The following is a 16,641-nucleotide window of genomic DNA, read 5'->3' on the forward strand; positions in this document are numbered from 1 at the left end:
GCGGCTTAGAAGCTGCCTCCGATCGAGAAGTGGGTGCGGTTGCCACCCTTTTCGTTGAAGCCGAGATCCACTCGGATCGCACCGAGGGGAGTGCGGAAGGAAACACCGACGCCGTATCCGAGCTGGGTCTTGAGAGAGGGGCTCTGCTTGAAGTTATTCAACGAGCCGTACCCGCCCCACGCTCCACCGTAATCGACGAAGCCGATCAGGTTAAAGCTCTTCTGGACAGGCTTACGGTACTCCAGCGTGGTGACAAACGCCTGCTTGCCCCAGAAACGCTGGTCGCTGTACCCGCGGAGCGAGTCCGCACCCCCGACAAAGATCTGCTCGAAGAACGGCACCGCGCCGTCGATGCGGCTGTACCGCGCTCGGAATGCGATGACGTTTCGCGGATCGGCGAGCTTCTTCGGGTCCTTGGGCCGCTTGCTCCAGAACGACTTGTACTCGAACGTCGAGCGGAGGAACTTGTGCTTGCCAAGGATGTCCGTGTTCGCGCCGACGTTTCCACCGATCTTCGTAATGTGCGTCAAATACGGCTCGAGCAAGAAGCGGAAGTAGTCACCTTCGGCAGGATCCAGCGGGACATCGCGGCGATCGCGGGCAAGTCCCATACGGAAACCCAGTAGGTCACCGTCTTGCTGGATGAAGTCGATATTGGCGTTGTTGTTGATGTTCGTGCGACGGTCGATGGTCGAAATCCGCTCGAAAGAAGAGCCGAGGGAAACGGTCCAATCGCGGCTGACCGGACGCGAGAACCCGAGCGATGCTCCCGTTCGGCGCTCGTCGAAGTCTTGGTCGTTCGGCGAGTCGTTGTTGCCGATGCCCGAACCCGTGAAGTAGCTGCTTACGCGGCTGTAGGCGCTGAACGCCATTTGCGTATCGCGCGAATCCATGTATGGGTTTGCAAACTCGAAGCTCGTACTCAAACCTTTGCCCGCAGTGTCCTGCTGCAGCAGCAGTCCAAGTGTCTGGCCGAGCCCGTTCCAGTTCGAATCGTTGAAGCGGAGCGAGCCAGCAAGGCGGCTGCGCGGGTCGAGAGACGCGCCGAAACCGATCTGCGCGGTACGCATCTCTTTGACGTCGAGCAACAGGTTGAATTTGCCGATATCGGCGGTCGGTTCGCTGCTTGCCTCAAGCGCTTCGAACCAGCCCGTGCTTTCCAAACGGCGTCGATCGATGGCCCACTTCTGCTCGCTGAACGCCTGACCTGGCTCGGTTTTCATCAGCCGTCGGACAACGCTGGGTCGGGTGCGCTGCAGGCCGGTGACCTTGATCTCGTTGACCGCGCGCTCGATGATGCGAACATTGAGCGTGCCGGGAGAATCCTCCAGTGGCTCGAGTTCAGCCTGAGCGTAGTAGCCGCGCTTCTCGTACAGCGCGCTCACCGCATCGCTAGTGGGCGCGATGTTCAGAAAACTAAAGACGGCGTTCACCGGCTGCCGAACGAGCGCCAACAGATCCTTGGTGGCTACGACGGTGTTGCCTGAAATGCGAATCTCCTTGATGTAGGCGTTTTCCGCGACCTCGACGATAATGCGCCAGTCCGTTTCAGTGATCGGCTGGGAGAGGACCTTGACGTCCTTGAAAAGGCCGAGGTTCTCGATGGCCCGCTTGTCCGCTAGGATCTTCGAAGCATCGTAGGGTCGCCCCGTCGTGAGGCTCATAGCCGTCATGATGCTCTCGCTGGCGATGTACTGGTTCCCCCGGACAATCACTTCGCGAACCGTTCCGCCGCCTGTCTGAGCGGCAGCGTTGGCGGCGACGAGCATAGCGATGGCAAAAACGGTCAATCCTTTGGTCAATCGGTCCCTCCAGGAAGCACTTCGATCATTTTAGACGCTTCATGCCTAGTACCGTTGCGTGGGGTCCTAGTTCTTCCAAATTTACAGGCGAATGCGCGTGAAATAGTCGATGGTGATCTTCCATGGCCGCAGCTCGTCCACGCCGATCCCGAATCGAAGTCGCGATAGGAGCCGGTTTCTACTCGGAATTCGGTAGGTCAGGCGGATGTCGTATTTGCGGATGCCACCACTGATGGGGTCCGTGAGCTGGCGTCGGCCGGTGAGCGTCAATCCTTTTCCAAGGGTCTTGGATGCGGTTCCGATGTAGCCGTCGAACGGGTTGTATTCGACCGAGAGGTAGTCCAGCTTGAACCCGCGTGCCAACGGCTGAGTCAGGTAGCCGCTCAGAAGCGGGGTCGCCAGGGTCAACGCAGCCCCTTGAAGTGCGTCCTGCTGGTTGCGGCCAGTGCCGCGTGCGATCTGCTCAATGAGCTCCTTCTGACCGAGAATCGCGAGAATCTCCGACTCGCTCAAGTCGGGCGGATCGCTGGTCGCGCGGAGGACAAGCCCACCCGGCTCAAGCAGGTTGCCGTTGATCTGCAACAACACCTCGTACCGCTCGGGTGAGTCGGTGAAGCTGCGCGCCGTCACCTGGGTGCGGCCAACCAGGCGAAGATCGAGCCGGGAGGAGGCTTCCGTCGCCAGCAGCGAGTCGTACCGAAACTCGATCTCGCCGTCTTCTTCCAGGTCTATGACGGCATTCGGTAGCGTGAACTTGCCGTCCGCCAATCGGAACTTGGCGTAAGCCTGGGGCTGCTGCGCCGATCCGTCCAGCTTGCCGCCTCCCGTCATCGTGAGCGTGGTCGAGGCCGTGCGAACAATCGCGGGGTTCGTCAAGCGCAAGTTGACCGCCCTGAAAATCGGGTTGATCAGATACTCGACCGGATCTCCCGGCTCGCCCGTTTCGGGGACGGTGAAGTCCACGTTCGAGAACAGCAGATCGCCACGGATTTCGGGCGATTTCAGGCTCCCGGAGGCGAACAGTGTGGTCGGCGCGAGCGTTAAATCGATTTTCTTGCTGGGCGTGTTGGGCTCGTGCACGAACCGGAAGTTGTCCGTCCGGAGGTTCCCGGAGAGAACCGATCCACTCAGGAACGAGGCGAGGTCGATCTCCTCTTCAAGCGGATTGGGCGTTCGCGCCATCCAGTCCATCGCGAGTGTGCCGCCTGCGCTGCTTGCCGCCGAACCCTTGACTTGGAGCTGGGAATTCGACCAGTTCGCGGCTAGATTCATGTTCTGGAGGCTGGTGGCGACGTCCTTCGCGGCGATAGAGCCGTTCGCCAGGTTCAGGCCACCCACGATCTTGGTATCGCCGAGCGTGCCTGTGATGGCAAGCGAACCGCCAAGCTTGCCGCTTGAGCGCTCTGGATCCAAACCCGGGAACGCACGGACCATGTCGTGCAGATCCCGCTCATTGGCCTTCAGTACAATCGAGAAGGGATCGGGGTTTGGACGGCGCTCATCGAACGCCTCCAGTGGCACCGTACCCTCGACGGTCCCGGAGAACTCTTGCACGGTGAAAGCGCCGCCTATGCGCAAGATTCCATCCCGAAGGCTGACCGTATCGAGGTTAATGTTCGGCAGCTGCGGATCCTCAGGATCGATGTTGTTGCCGAGGTACGTAGCCGCCAGCGTGCCCGTGAGCGTCGGCTTGGAGATCGCGCCGATTACGTCAATAGTCGTCGAGACAAGGGCCTGGATTTCGGGCCAGTCGGGACGGACCGTATGGAGCCAAGAGAGGTCGAAATCGCCAATTCGGATGTCGCGAAAGTCCACAGTGCCGTCGGATCCCCAGAACCCCTTCGCCCGAACGAAGGGGACGAATGCGCGCTCGTCGCCTGCTGCGCGGCCCACATTCCATAGCAACGATTTGACGGTCAGACCGGTCGACCCGTACTCGCCCTTGGCGGTTAGTTCGCCTGCGTTCCTCCCGGAAATCACGAAGTTCTCAACCGAGAATTCGTCCAGAGACACCACTGGATTGTCGGTCGTGCCGTTTGCCTTGAGTGCGGCTGTGACGTTGCCCGAGGTTTCAGCCAGGGCATTCACCCACTCCTCGGGAACGCCCCGCTTGCGCAAGGTGGACGGCTGAACCCAATCCGCGACCGGCGCATTGAAGAGTGTCAGCTCACCGCCGATTTCTTTCGATTTCGAATCGTAGCTCAGGTTCTCGCCGAGGATGTAGCGGTTGTCTTGGCCAACGCTGATGGAGCCCGTCGTGCGACCGGCTGCGGTCTTGGCAATGATCGTTCCCGAACCGAGTGCCGCTCCCTCGACGCGCAAGTCCTTGAGCTTCAACTCGGAGTCACTGGCGTCGAATTCGCCATCCTTGCGCGACAGGTCGATTTTGCCCGAGATGCGCCCTTGGATGTCCGGGACCGCGGGTCCCCTGACGACCGCATTCAAGTCCAGCGCATCCACAAACGCTTTCAGCGCGAAGTTTCGCCCGTCGTAGTCGCTGTGCCCCTCGACCGTGGCCGACCCCTCGCCGAGCGTGAACCCAGCCTTCTCGATCTTTAGCCCGTGCTTGTCCGCGGTCACCCGGCCGCGAATGTTCGTGAATGCGTACTCTTTCGCAAGAACCTTGTCCGCCGCGAGGTCGACGGTAGCAACAGGTTCATCGAAGGTGCCTCCGATCTGGATGGGGCCCGCGGTCAGAACGCCGGAGATCGCGGCATCTTGGGTCCAATCCGCAAGCTGCAACTGGCTCGCCAGCATTGAGCCCTGCAGGGTCTTGCGCTTTAGATCGAGCGCGAGTTGTCCGCTCAGCTTTCCTTCCTCGGCCGCGAGCGTCGCGTCGGAGAGCTTGAGGAGGTTGTTCTTCAGCCAGACATCGCTCGTGAAACGAGCGATGGGCCGACCCGCGACTTCGGCATCAGTAACTCCGATTTTGCCCTCAAGCACCGGGCTATCAAAGCCGCCGTGCACGCGCCCTGCGAACCGAGCAACGCCACCAATCTCGTTGCTCCACGGGCTCAGGTCCAGCCCACCAGAGTCAAGTTGAACGTCGAGTGAGCGCTTGGTCAGGTTCACTCGTCCGTGAGCCGCGGCGCTGCCGAGGGGCCCGGACGTGCGCACCCGATGCAGCGCGAGCATGCCGTCTTGATAGGTCGCGCGCGCGTCGATGCGGGACATTCGAATCGGGTCAAACCCCTCTTGCGTGTATGTTCCGCTGCCTTGCATCGCGAATTCAACCCGCGGCTTACCCCGGGCGACGTCGAAAAGGGCGGTGACGTTTGCATAGCCGGTCAGCCCTTCGACCCCGAATCGCCCAGCCAAAGGCCCAAGCGCAACCGGCTTGGTGGTGCGCGCAAAGCCCGAGAGCTGGCCCCCTTTGAAGCGGTAAGTCAGACTGCCGCGCAGGGGCGAGCCAAAGCTCGTCGCTTTGCGAATGTTTAACTGCATGCCGCTAGAGTTAAACTTTGCGGCGGCGTTCACGGACCGGGCTTGTTCGCCCGCGTAGCTGATTCGGTCGGCCCGAAGCGTACCGGCGAGCTCGTAGTCGTCTCCTTTCCACGCCACGCTGCCATCGAATGCGGGTCGGTCCACGGCAAGATCGCGCGGCAGCACCGCTAACAGAGGCTTCCATACTGCGCGGTGGTTCGCCGCGCTCGCCTTGAGATTGCCCAGCAGCACCAGCTCGCGCTGCCAGTCGATCACGCCATCGAGTCTGGCGTTGCGGCCGATTTCGTTCACGGTCGCATTGATCGTCAACTGATCGGTGACCAGCGACAATTTGCCTTGGACCGAAGCGTTGCGTGCGTAGTCCGGCACGGTGATACCCCGGCCGACCAGGTCCGCCTGAACTGTGTACTTCAGCGGCATCTTAGGCTCTAGCGTCAAGGTGAAATCGGTACGTGAGACGAGCGATTCGGCCCGGGAATTGGCGAGGAGCTTCTGCTCATCACCTGACAGCCACCGTGAGACGTGCGGTAGGGCCCAGCCGAGTTCGGCGCGCGGTGAGTTCGCCTCGACGTAGATACCGCCGGTGTCGTTCCAGCGCGCCGAGACTGGAACCGCCTCGCCACGTGGGAGCAATAGCTTGCCCCGGGCGACCCCTTTGCCGTCGGCGATGGCGATGTGGGCCGACTTCACCGTGAGTTCGGTGCGCAGTTCGGGCAAGGCGCTGGCGTCGCGGTAGATGAGCTGGATATCTTCTAGGAGGATCTCTGCCGGAGTCGATGGGCCTTCGTCTTGCGAGGGCGGGAGTACGTCGGCGATTGAGAAGTCGAGGTCTTTGCGTCGGGTCACCTGGACCAGCCCGCGCTGCGCTTTGACGTGCACCGCACCCTTCTGAATCGATGCGCGGAGAGTTCCGATCTGGCCCACCAGACGGCCCGACTCATCCATCAACCGGACACCCTGCAGGATCGCCATCTTTTCCAGCGGGTAGATCGCGTAGCTTTCGGCCCGCAGACGATAGCGGCCCTTCTGCGCATCGTAGGTGACTTGGACCGGGGCGCCGGGAGCAAGCAAAGTCTGCGCCGCGCCAATCAAGTACAGGATGGAGAGCGCAAGGAGCAGCAGAAACGGGATCCACGATGCGGCCAGGGCCGAGAGCCACTCTCCGCCGTGCAAGATCCGGTCAAGAATCCGCCGCGCCATGCTTAATCTAAGTAGACGACCGCACCTCGCGGCAGATTCATCAAGCGCCTAAACCGGCGGCTTCGATATGTGCTCCCACCCGTTCCAGTCGCTCCTTCATGACCTTCTCGCTAAAGGCGATCGCGTTGTAGCTGCTGCGGATGAATGGGCCGCTCGCGACAAACGCAAAGCCCATCTCTTCGCCGATCGTCTCGTACTCCTTGAAGACGTCGGGGTGGATGTACTCGACGACGGGCAAGTGCTTCATGGTCGGGCGTAAGTACTGGCCGATGGTGACGGCGTCCACCCCGATTGCGCGTAGGTCGGACAGGGTCTTGATGACCTCCTCGCGCGTCTCTCCAAGTCCGAGCATGATGCCGCTCTTCGTGTAGATCGTTGAATCGATGGTGCGCACCATCTCCAGAAGCTGCATGGTGCGGGCGTACTTGGCTTGGGGCCGCACGATCGTATGCAGTCGCTCAACCGTTTCGATGTTGTGGTTGTAGATCTCCGGATGCGCGGCGCACACGGTTCGCAGACAGTCTTCTCGGCCTTTGAAGTCCGGCGTCAAGATCTCGACGATGATCTCCGGCACTTCTCGATGGAGCGCCTCAATCGTCTTCGCGAACTGACCCGCGCCTTGGTCTGCCAAGTCGTCTCGGGCGACGCTCGTGACGACGACGTGCTTCATGCCCATCGTGCGGGCGGTGAGGGCGACGTTCTTGGGCTCAAAAATGTCGAGCTCTTCGCCCCGGCCAACTTTGATCGCGCAGAAACCGCAACTGCGGGTGCACGTATTGCCGAGGATCATGAAGGTGGCCGTCTTCTTGCTCCAACACTCGGGCAAGTTCGGGCAGCGCGCGCTCTCGCACACCGTGTGAAGGTTCTTGGTCCGCATCATTTGCTCGACCTGTTTGATGGTGTCCGGTCGAGGGATGCGAATCTTAAGCCACTCGGGAAGTTGCTGGCTCATAGGGTCTAGTATAGCCTACGCCGAACCCGCCCCGAACTGAACCAATCCTCCGGTGAGGGCTGCCGGAGTCCACTCGTAGCGCCCAAAGTACCGCCCGTGGGCCCCGCCTTGGGCGATCCAGGTCTCCCCCACCCGCTCGGGAGTCTCGAGGACCGTGTGCGAGTGGCCACCGAGAATGACATCGATCCCAGAGACCGCCTCGGCAAGCTTGCGATCCTGGCTGATGCCGATGTGGGTCAACGCGATGAGTAGGTCCACGTTCGGTCGGAGTTCCGCCACGACGCGCGCGGCGGTCTCGATGGGCGGGTCCCACAATAACTGGCTTGCCCGAGCAGTGACCATCCGCTCCGTCACCATCGGCACCATCACGCCAAAAACTCCGACGAGGACTCCGTGCCGCTCGAAGATTTGCGAGCCCGGCAGGAACAGCGCACCGCTCCGCATACGTAGGTTTGCCACGAGGATCGGGTGAGTTGCCCCCTCAAGCTTGCGGCGGAACGCGCTTTCGAGCACGTGGGTCTCACGGTTGCCGAGGACGCTCGCATCGCAACGGCTTTCGGCCAGTCGAGTCCACGCTTCCTCGGGGGCAAGCGGGATCCCCAGGTTGCCCGTCTTGATGGCGTCCCCGCAGTCAAAGTAAAGGTCAACGGACTCGCGGGCTGCGGCCAGCTCGGCGACGCGCGCACCCGTGAGATGGCCGTGAAAATCGTTGGTGTGAAGGATCGAGATGGCGTGCGCCATGCGAAGGGCCGCTTACTTCATGCGGCTGTTGACGACATCGAGGATGAGCATGAGGCCCATAAATCCGATGCCGAGCATCATCGTCATGCGACCGATCTGGTCTTCGATGCTCTGCTTGCCCTTATAGGTGGTGCGGATCGAACCGCCGCCCGACATGGCATCGCCCTTGCCCGTGATGATCACGAGGATGATGAACAGTACCGCGACGAGGACTGCGACACTTAGCAACACGTTGTACAGGGCAGGGCTCATGATTTTGAGTTTATAAGTATACCTTCAGGAAGCTGAAGGCAGGAACCCATTCTGCCAACGCAACGAACAGGAGCGTACTGCCGACCGCCCCCGCCAGAACGAACGGCAACCCCGATGTCCACAAGCGACTCATGAGCGGCGCCCACGTGCGTGGGTCGCTTTCGTGCTTCTTGACGAGCGCTTGACCAGCCCGGATTCCCATTTGGATCTGAGCATCGGAAGGGGGTCGGGTCGTGAAGTACTTCTGGAGAGCGCTCCCCAGCGGACGCCATGTGCCCAGCGCGATGACGGCCGCGACCAGCGACTGGATCTCGGTATCGGGCAGCCACTGGGCGCTGCTGACGCCCAAGAACACGAGCGCAGCGGCAGCGAAGTTTGTCCCGCACCGAGGGTGGACGCGGGGCATGCGGCGCACGACCTCAAGCTCCAGCGGCTCTCCTCGTTCCAGGGCGTGCACGGTCATGTGCTCGGCTGCGTGAATCCCGGCCAACGGCAGCAGCCGCAACCCAAGAAGAAAGAGAAGCGACCACAGAGTCGCGAGCAAAAACGACTGCACCCCAAAGGACAGTGCGCCCACATTCAGGAAGTCGAGAAGTTGGGTCGTGATGACACCGGCGATCAGATGGAGTGTCATCATCAGCGCGCCCGAAGCGGCGAGATGCCAACCCACTGCTCCGGCACCATGGACACCGTCGGTGAGGTACACGCCGAACGGCGTCGCCATACCCCCAACCCGGGGGAGTCGGGTGGGTTCGGGCGCGGAGGCCAGATGCGCGGGGAGCAAGACGCCGAGAAGGCGCTTGTTCGCGTCCATGACAATGAGCGCATCGACCTGCTCCTCTTCAAACTTGCGAAGGGCAACGGCTCCTGTCGCTGATGCGCGGATCGCTGGCGGCGTCGGTGAACGCAGCGGGGCGACCGGATCGTTTCGATCCATCCCCTGGGCGAGGGCGGTCACGATGGCCTGCTGGCGGACGACCCCAATGATGTTGCCGTCTTCAAGCAGGGGTAGGAATGGTAGTCCCTCTTCGAGCATCCGACGGCCCGCGACCCCGATCGAGGCAGAGGTTTCCAAGGCTTCGCACCGCACCGCCAGGGCAGTTATGGGACGGATCAGGGTGTCTTGGATGCTCATCAGACGAAGAAAAGGCCGCGACCCGTCGCGCAGGTCGCGGCCCGAGACAGTGATATTTTAGCTCTCTGAGGCGCTGCCCGAGGACAGGCTTTCGATAACCTTCACGAGCGGAAGCATCATCGCAATGACGATGAAGCCAACCACAAATCCGAGGAAGACGATGAGGAGCGGCTCAAGTGCGGCCGTAAGCGACGACAGCGTCGCCTCGACTTCGGCCTCGTAGAAGTCCGCAATCTTCTGGAGCATGTAGTCCAACGAACCCGACTCTTCGCCGACGCCGATCATGTGCACGACCATCGGCGGGAAGAGGCGGCTGGCCTCAAGAGGATCGCCGATGCGGTCTCCTTCTCGGATGCGGGCTCGAGCGTTGAGGACGGCGTCGCTCATGATTGAGTTGCCGACCGTACCCGAGACCGTCTCCATGGCTTGGAGGATGGGGACACCCGAGGTGAGCAGCGTGCCCATCGTCCGGCTGAACCGGGCCATGCAGACCTTATGGTGAAGCTTCCCGAAGACTGGGATCTTGAGCTTGATGCGGTCCGCGACGCGCAACCCAAAGTGGGTCGATTTGAACATCTTCCACGCAACAACCACGACGACGATGGTGACCAGATAGATCCACCAGCGCTCGGCGAATGTAGCCGAGAGGTCGACGAGGAACTTAGTCATCGCCGGGAACTCTTCGGGCTTCATGCCGATGTCGGCGAACAGCTTGGCGAAGTTCGGGACGACCCATGCGACGAGGAAGATGACGATACCGAGCGCGGCGACCATAACGAGCACCGGATAGGTAAGTGCGGCCTTGACCTTGCGGCGGAGCTCGACGTCCTTTTCCAAGAACTGAGACAGACGCTGCAAGGACTCTTCCAAGACACCACCGACTTCACCGGCCTTGATCAAACCGATGAAGAGGTTGTTAAATGTGCGCGGGTGGCGCATCATCGAACGGCTGAGCGATTCACCGCCTTCAACCCGTTCGCCGATGTCCAGAAGGATCTTCTTGAGCTTGGGATCCTGAGTCTGGCGACCGAGAACGTCCAGGCACCGGACCAGGGATACGCCTGCGTCCACCATGGTGGAGAACTGCCGACAGAAAACCGAGAGGTTGCCGAGCTTGACCTTGCCATAGCTCTTCTGCTTCTTGACCTTTGCGCCCTTGATGACAGTGACTTCGGTGACCGTGAAGCCCTGCTCAGAGAACCGTGCACGCAGTAGTTCTTCGCTTTCTGCTTCTGCGGTGCCCTTTTGCATGCCGCCTGATGCGTCATTGAATGTATAGCTGTAAACGGGCATGTTCTCTACTCCTTATCGGCCAGGCCGTGCGCCGGGTTGACCCACAGCAGCCGTGGTGTTCAGCATTTTCTTTAATTCTTCGACGTTGATGGCTCGCGTCATGATTTCGTCCATCGTTACGAGGCCCTTGTTGTAGAGGTCTCGCAGACACTGGTCCATGGTGATCATGCCGATGCCACCGCTCGTCTGGATCATCGAGTTGATCTGGTGAGTCTTGTTCTCGCGGATGAGGTTGCGGATGGCCGGGCTCGCGATCATGATCTCATTCGCGGGGACGCGGCCTGGTGCGCCAAGTCTCGGAAGCAATTGCTGCGAGATAATGGCGACAACGTTGTTCGCCAGCTGAATGCGGATCTGCTCCTGCTGCCCAGGGGGGAAGACGTCGATCATACGGTCGATCGATTCGGCTGCGCTGTTCGTGTGCAGGGTCGCAAAGACCAAGTGGCCGGTTTCAGCGGCGGTGATCGCGAGGGCGATCGTCTCGGTATCTCGCATTTCACCTACGAGCAAGACGTCCGGGTCCTCGCGAAGGCTCGCGCGCAGGGCGGCGTTGAAGGTGAGCGTGTCCGCACCCAGCTCGCGCTGGTTGATGATCGAGAGCTTGTGCGTGTGGAGATATTCGATGGGGTCTTCGATCGTGATGATGTGGTGCGACTTGTTCGTGTTGATGAAGTTGATCATCGCGGCGAGCGATGTCGACTTGCCCGAACCGGTCGGGCCGGTCACCAGGATGAGACCGCGCGGACGCTCGGTCAATTGCTCCAAGATCGGCGGCAGGTTCAAATCCCGGCACGTAGGGATGCTGCTCGAAATGAGTCGAAACGCGGCAGCGACCGAACCACGCTCACGGTACAGGTTCACACGGAACCGGGCGCGGACTGATGGACCCCCGGGCACGCGCTGCTCTGGCGGTACCGGGAGACTGTAGGAGAAGTCGAGCTCTTTCGAGGTCTCAAACTTGTGGATGTTGTCGTCCGAGATGATCTCGTACAGCATCCGCTGAGTCACCGGGGGAGTGAAGCGCTCGTACTGAGTCAGTCGCTTGAGCGCACCGTCTTCGCGGATGACGGGCTCGGCGTCGGTGCAGATGTGAAGGTCTGACGCCTTCTTGTCGACGATGATGCCAAGTAGTTCGTCGATGTGAAGATCTTCGAGGGTGCGGCGCTGGCCCAGCGGCGCTTGGGCAGGGGCAGCAGGGGGGGCCTGCATGGGTGGCGCCTGCATGGGGCGTGCCATCGGAGGCACTTGGCCAGAATTGTTGTATTGGTCCATTCTTCGCTCAGGGAGGTCTGTGTTGCAACCGTGGCCAGCGAGACAGGCTCGGACACACAGCCAGATTCGGCAAGTCTACTCCAGTTCCTGGTGGATGGACGCAACTTGCGCGGATAAGGTTCGAGATCTGAGGGCCTCGATTGGAGAGGCCGCAGGATTCGTTGCGCTGAAAGCCTGGCAAAATTGTCGTAAAGTATTAGTGCTCTAGCTGAATCGTATATGATAGGATCGCATGCGTGACGCAACCTCATTTGCTGACAAGCCTGGCTTGGTATTGACTGCATTGGTAGGAGTGACGGTTGGCTAACCCATTACCCATGTGGCTCGATAATCTTCACTCGCTGGCTGATCGCAACTGGTTCCTCGCACTGCTCGTTATCGCCGTTGTTTACCTGGGCCTGTGCCTGTTGACCAATCTCTGTTGGGCGATCTATATTCCTTGGCCCTCGAAGAAGCCACGGGCCGCAGTGTCGGCTGGCCCGGTGAAACGCCATTTCTACTTGTCTGAGCCGAGCCATGCGCCTTCAAAGTGGTTGATTCTGAGTCCTGTTGCGTGCGCCACGCTCACTCAGATCATAGCGAACAAGGCTTTTCTGGGGCACCCTTTTCACCTGACTGCCTGCTCGTTCACAGCCGCGGTCATCGTGCATCACTTCGGGGTATGCACGAGACCGTTTCTTACTTGTCATGATGCGCTGACTCGCTCTGTGTCGAATTATCAGGTTCCGAGCGGATCACAACCCCCATACCGGATCTGTTTCGTTCCTCCCGACTGCCCGAATATGAGTCCATGGGAGTGGTTGGTTTGGTTTATCACATCCCAGTCGTTTCGATTTGGGCTGTGGGCTCTGACAGTCGTCGCCGCGCAGAGCGAGCTCCTTTTCAATGGTCCCCACGCGCCGGCCGATGAAGCTACCCTGGGGTCACTTGTGAAGAACCGTCTCGTCGAGCTGTGGGGTAACTATTGGCCGCTGGCCATTGCGTTTCTTGCGATATTCTATGCGGTTGTGCGGACATTCGCACGGCGCAAGATCCGATTTAAGCTGCACGCAGACGGCTCCTGGGATGTTCAGCGCTCTTCCGGCATTCGCAGCATTGTTTCGAGTGGGCAGTTTGCGCATATCAAGAAGTTGGTCCTGAGCAGCACGACGATGCAGTTCGCGTGGTTCATATGCAACGCGAGTACCGGCAACCGGCCCAAGTTGCTGCGCCGACATTACCACGCTAGTGTCATCAATGTCGTGCTGAGCGGCGAGCCAACCACGACGCTGCCCGTCGCGGTGTTCCCGACAATGAACATTCGCGACTCATTCGCTGGCTGGTACAAATCGTGGCTCGCTCCCGGTGCGTTACCGATCCTGCTTGCAACGAAGCAGCCGCTAACGGTAGCCGCTAACCAAGCCTGGAAGGCATGTGACAATATTGTTCGGAGGGTAGCTATGGCGCATCGATGGGCCCCCGCTCAGTATTGGTCTGTAATAGAACGGATGGTCGAAGATAAGCGCCACTTCGACCACGCTTACCTCGGAGTCCCGGCCTCGACACATGGGCGGAGGGTCACGCTCCCTTGGAAGGCGTTCGTGAACGAGCGAATCCACCCGCTCTCGACCTACCTCTCAAAGCCCAGCCGTTCGGCGACCGGAGGACTCAATTCGGGGCTCGGCAGCACGGTGCTCGCGCTCATCAGGAACTCATTGAACCTAGTGACGATTGTGGCCGCCTTCGGTATGGTCGTGGCATACGTACTGGCTCTCCAAAAGTACGGGATCGCAATGCTCTCAGAGTTCAAACTTGTTCCTGAGGCTGCTGGAGAAGGTCACGGAAAGTTCCTTGAGTCAGCCCTCCAGGCTATTGAGCTCATGATCCTTGCCCCCCTTCCGTATCTGCTTATGCTCGGGCTGAGCCGATACGTCGACGCTGTAACGAGCGGCAAAGACACCAAGAAGGCCAAGGCGGAACTGTTGAACTTCAAGGGGTTTGAGGTGGCGCTACTCATTGGCGCAACGGGTGCACTGCTGGTCTCCGCGTTCGTTCGATTTCTCGGGACAAGCTCGGGCGGCGATCCGAAGCCGGGGACTCTGTGGCTCATCGGCGTCGCCCTTGGCGCAATCGGCATATTGGCGCTGTACTACTTCAAGCTAGAGGAGGCGGCTGATGAAGAGGAGAAGCACGTGAGGGCAAACCCAAGCGATGTCCTGCCGTTCGAGCTACACGCACAGCGACTCCGAAGAGAAAGCCGATTCTTGGAAGCGGGCGAAGTCTATGAACAGGCTGGCCACTTTGTTCTAGCCCACTCTGACAACCTTGAGGACTCTCGCGGGTTTGCGCTCATGGCCCATGGAGAGCTGTGTAGGATTCGCGCGCACGTCGAGGAGAAGTCCGGTGAAGCCTACGTGCAGGCCAAGGCGGATTTCCTGGAGCACTTGCTCGCCATGAAGGGGGTCGATTCAGACAAGACCGACCGCCATGTGATCCCCGTGATCATGCTCGGCAAGGAGTTAAAACTCTCGGCTGAAGACATGGGTCTCAGCGACTGGCCGTACGAGGATGACACCGTTGCAAACATGGTCAAGCGGTGGTCAAAAGATGACCCGTCGCAGACTCCGGCCACGCCAGAGCCGTCTCCCTAGCCCGAACTAGAAACCGGCGGTGAAGACGACGCGCATGACTTCGTCGGGCGTCGTTACGCCCGCAAGCACCTTGCCCAATCCGTCTTCGCGCAGCTCTTGCATGCCGTTCGCCTTGGCGGCGGCTTTGATATCGTTTAGCGGCGCGCGGCGCACGATCAGCTCAGCGATCTCCGTGTTCATGCACATGAGCTCGTGGAAGCCGGTTCGGCCGCGGAAGCCCGACATCTTGTTCGTCTCTGCGGGGATGCCACGCCATAGTTGCACTTTCGCTTCGGGGTCTTCGACCTTGAATCCAAATCGTCGCAAATCCATCTGAGTCACTTCGTACGACTCGCGGTGGTCAGGGTCAATCCGTCGTCCCAGTCGCTGGGCGAGACAGCCGATGAGGGTCGCCGCGATGAGGTAGGGCTCGACACCCATGTCGACCATACGTAGGGTGGCCGAAGGCGCATCGTTCGTGTGCAGGGTGGACAATACCAAGTGGCCCGTGAGCGACGACTCAATGGCGATTTCGGCCGTTTCCAAGTCGCGCATTTCACCGACCATGATGATGTCCGGGTCCTGACGGAGGAAGGCGCGGAGCGCGTTGGCGAAGTTCAGTCCCGCCTTCTTGTTCACCTGCACCTGGGCGATACCGCCGATCTGGTACTCGACCGGATCTTCGACGGTCACGATGTTCACCCCGACCGAGTTCAGCTTGTTAAGCACCGAATACTGGGTCGTGGTTTTGCCCGAACCGGTGGGTCCCGTACAGAGGAACAATCCGTTCGGCTGAGCAGTGAGCTCTTCGATTTTGAGCTGATTCTCTTCGGTAAATCCGAGTTTGCCCAAGCCGATCATGACGCTCGACTTGTCCAGAATACGCATAACGATCTTTTCGCCGAATGGCGTGGGGATCGAGCTTACGCGAAGATCAAACTCTTTGCCCTGGTGGCGAACTTCGATACGACCGTCTTGCGGGACGCGGCGCTCGGCGATGTTCATGTCCGCCATGATCTTCAAACGGCTGATGAGCGGGGCCTGAAGGTTCTTGGGGACAGTCATGGCTTCGGCAAGAACACCGTCCACACGGTACCGGACGCGGACGCCACGGACCTGGGGCTCGACGTGGATGTCCGATGCACGGTCAAAAATGGCTTGCTGGATTACCGCGTTTGCGAGCCGAATGATCGGCGCCTGCTCGGCCATCTTCTCAGCTTCGGCATCCGGGGTCTCGTCGTCTTCGCTTCCACGACCCACGGCGGCTTCGGCCATGATTCGGCGCATGTCACCCGCGGGTTGGGCGGCGGGCGATGCTTCTTCGCGCTTGGCTGGTGCGGTCTCGCCACCCACGGCAGTGGCCACGGGGGAACTGTAATACTTGCGGATCGCGTCCTCGATGGCCCCGGGGACGGCCATGACGGGCTTGACGCGTAGCCCAGACACCATGCGGATATCGTCCTGAGCGGCGATGTCGTTAATGTCCTTCATCGCTAGCCAGAGGCCCACGTCGTCTTTGCGGACAGGGATGACGTTATGGTTCTTGACCAAGCGATCGGGGACGACGTTTAGCGCCGAACTCTCGATCGTGATGTCATCGAGGTTGACGAAGGGAACGCCAGCTTCTTGAGCGCGGCCTTGCACGACTTCACGCTCACCAACCATTTTCAGGTCAATGACGACTCTGCCGATATCCTTCTGCCCGGACTGCTGCTGGACTCTCTTCGCTTCATTTAACTGTTCTCCGGTAATGAAGCCCTTTTGCAAGAGCCACTGGTCCAATGGCATGCGATCCATAAGTTTTCAGTCCACCTCGTTTGCGTCCTCACGCGTGCGGAACGCACGGTGACGCAATTCCCTCAGTTCGAGCATTTTAGACCGAATCGGGGGGGATTTTGCGCACCCTCCCGTCTTTCTCGCTCTACCCCGAGCGATTGAAAG

10 protein-coding genes are annotated in these 16,641 nt (G+C 60.2%); 1 reads left to right on the top strand and 9 read right to left on the bottom strand.

What is annotated here, in order from left to right; genetic code table 11:
• Positions 1-5: 5 nt before the first annotated feature.
• The 8 genes from JNM85_04760 to JNM85_04795 all read right to left on the bottom strand — a co-directional run bounded on the left by JNM85_04760 (position 6) and on the right by JNM85_04795 (position 12,028).
• Positions 6-1,802, bottom strand: a complete 1,797-nt coding sequence (locus tag JNM85_04760; GenBank protein ID MBL8087368.1) for a BamA/TamA family outer membrane protein — start codon at positions 1,800-1,802, stop codon at positions 6-8.
• A gap of 81 nt (positions 1,803-1,883) precedes the next feature.
• A complete protein-coding gene (locus JNM85_04765; GenBank protein ID MBL8087369.1) occupies positions 1,884-6,446 on the bottom strand; it encodes a translocation/assembly module TamB domain-containing protein in 4,563 nt (1,520 codons plus the stop codon).
• Positions 6,447-6,486: 40 nt separating this feature from the next.
• Positions 6,487-7,398: a lipoyl synthase gene (lipA, locus tag JNM85_04770; protein MBL8087370.1), complete on the bottom strand. Its 912-nt coding sequence runs from the start codon at positions 7,396-7,398 to the stop codon at positions 6,487-6,489.
• Positions 7,399-7,413: 15 nt separating this feature from the next.
• Complete coding sequence (locus tag JNM85_04775; protein MBL8087371.1) at positions 7,414-8,139, bottom strand: metallophosphoesterase; 726 nt, start codon at positions 8,137-8,139, stop codon at positions 7,414-7,416.
• A gap of 12 nt (positions 8,140-8,151) precedes the next feature.
• A complete protein-coding gene (secG, locus tag JNM85_04780) occupies positions 8,152-8,391 on the bottom strand; it encodes a preprotein translocase subunit SecG (protein ID MBL8087372.1) in 240 nt (79 codons plus the stop codon).
• Positions 8,392-8,401: 10 nt separating this feature from the next.
• Positions 8,402-9,526, bottom strand: a complete 1,125-nt coding sequence (locus JNM85_04785) for a DUF1385 domain-containing protein (protein ID MBL8087373.1) — start codon at positions 9,524-9,526, stop codon at positions 8,402-8,404.
• 57 nt (positions 9,527-9,583) lie between these two features.
• Positions 9,584-10,819, bottom strand: coding sequence for a type II secretion system F family protein (locus JNM85_04790; protein MBL8087374.1), 1,236 nt, complete (start codon positions 10,817-10,819; stop codon positions 9,584-9,586).
• A 12-nt stretch (positions 10,820-10,831) separates the two neighbouring features.
• A complete protein-coding gene (locus JNM85_04795) occupies positions 10,832-12,028 on the bottom strand; it encodes a type IV pilus twitching motility protein PilT (GenBank protein ID MBL8087375.1) in 1,197 nt (398 codons plus the stop codon).
• A gap of 992 nt (positions 12,029-13,020) precedes the next feature.
• On the opposite strand from JNM85_04795, the gene JNM85_04800 reads away from it, so the two are divergent.
• A complete protein-coding gene (locus JNM85_04800) occupies positions 13,021-14,721 on the top strand; it encodes a hypothetical protein (GenBank protein ID MBL8087376.1) in 1,701 nt (566 codons plus the stop codon).
• Positions 14,722-14,727: 6 nt separating this feature from the next.
• On the opposite strand, the gene tadA is transcribed toward JNM85_04800, so the two are convergent.
• On the bottom strand, positions 14,728-16,497 hold the full coding sequence (gene tadA, locus JNM85_04805) for a Flp pilus assembly complex ATPase component TadA (GenBank protein ID MBL8087377.1): 1,770 nt from the start codon (positions 16,495-16,497) through the stop codon (positions 14,728-14,730).
• Positions 16,498-16,641 lie beyond the last annotated feature (144 nt).

Origin of the sequence: Chthonomonas sp. (assembly GCA_016788115.1) — a bacterium.
In the GTDB taxonomy this organism is placed as follows: domain Bacteria; phylum Armatimonadota; class Fimbriimonadia; order Fimbriimonadales; family Fimbriimonadaceae; genus UBA2391.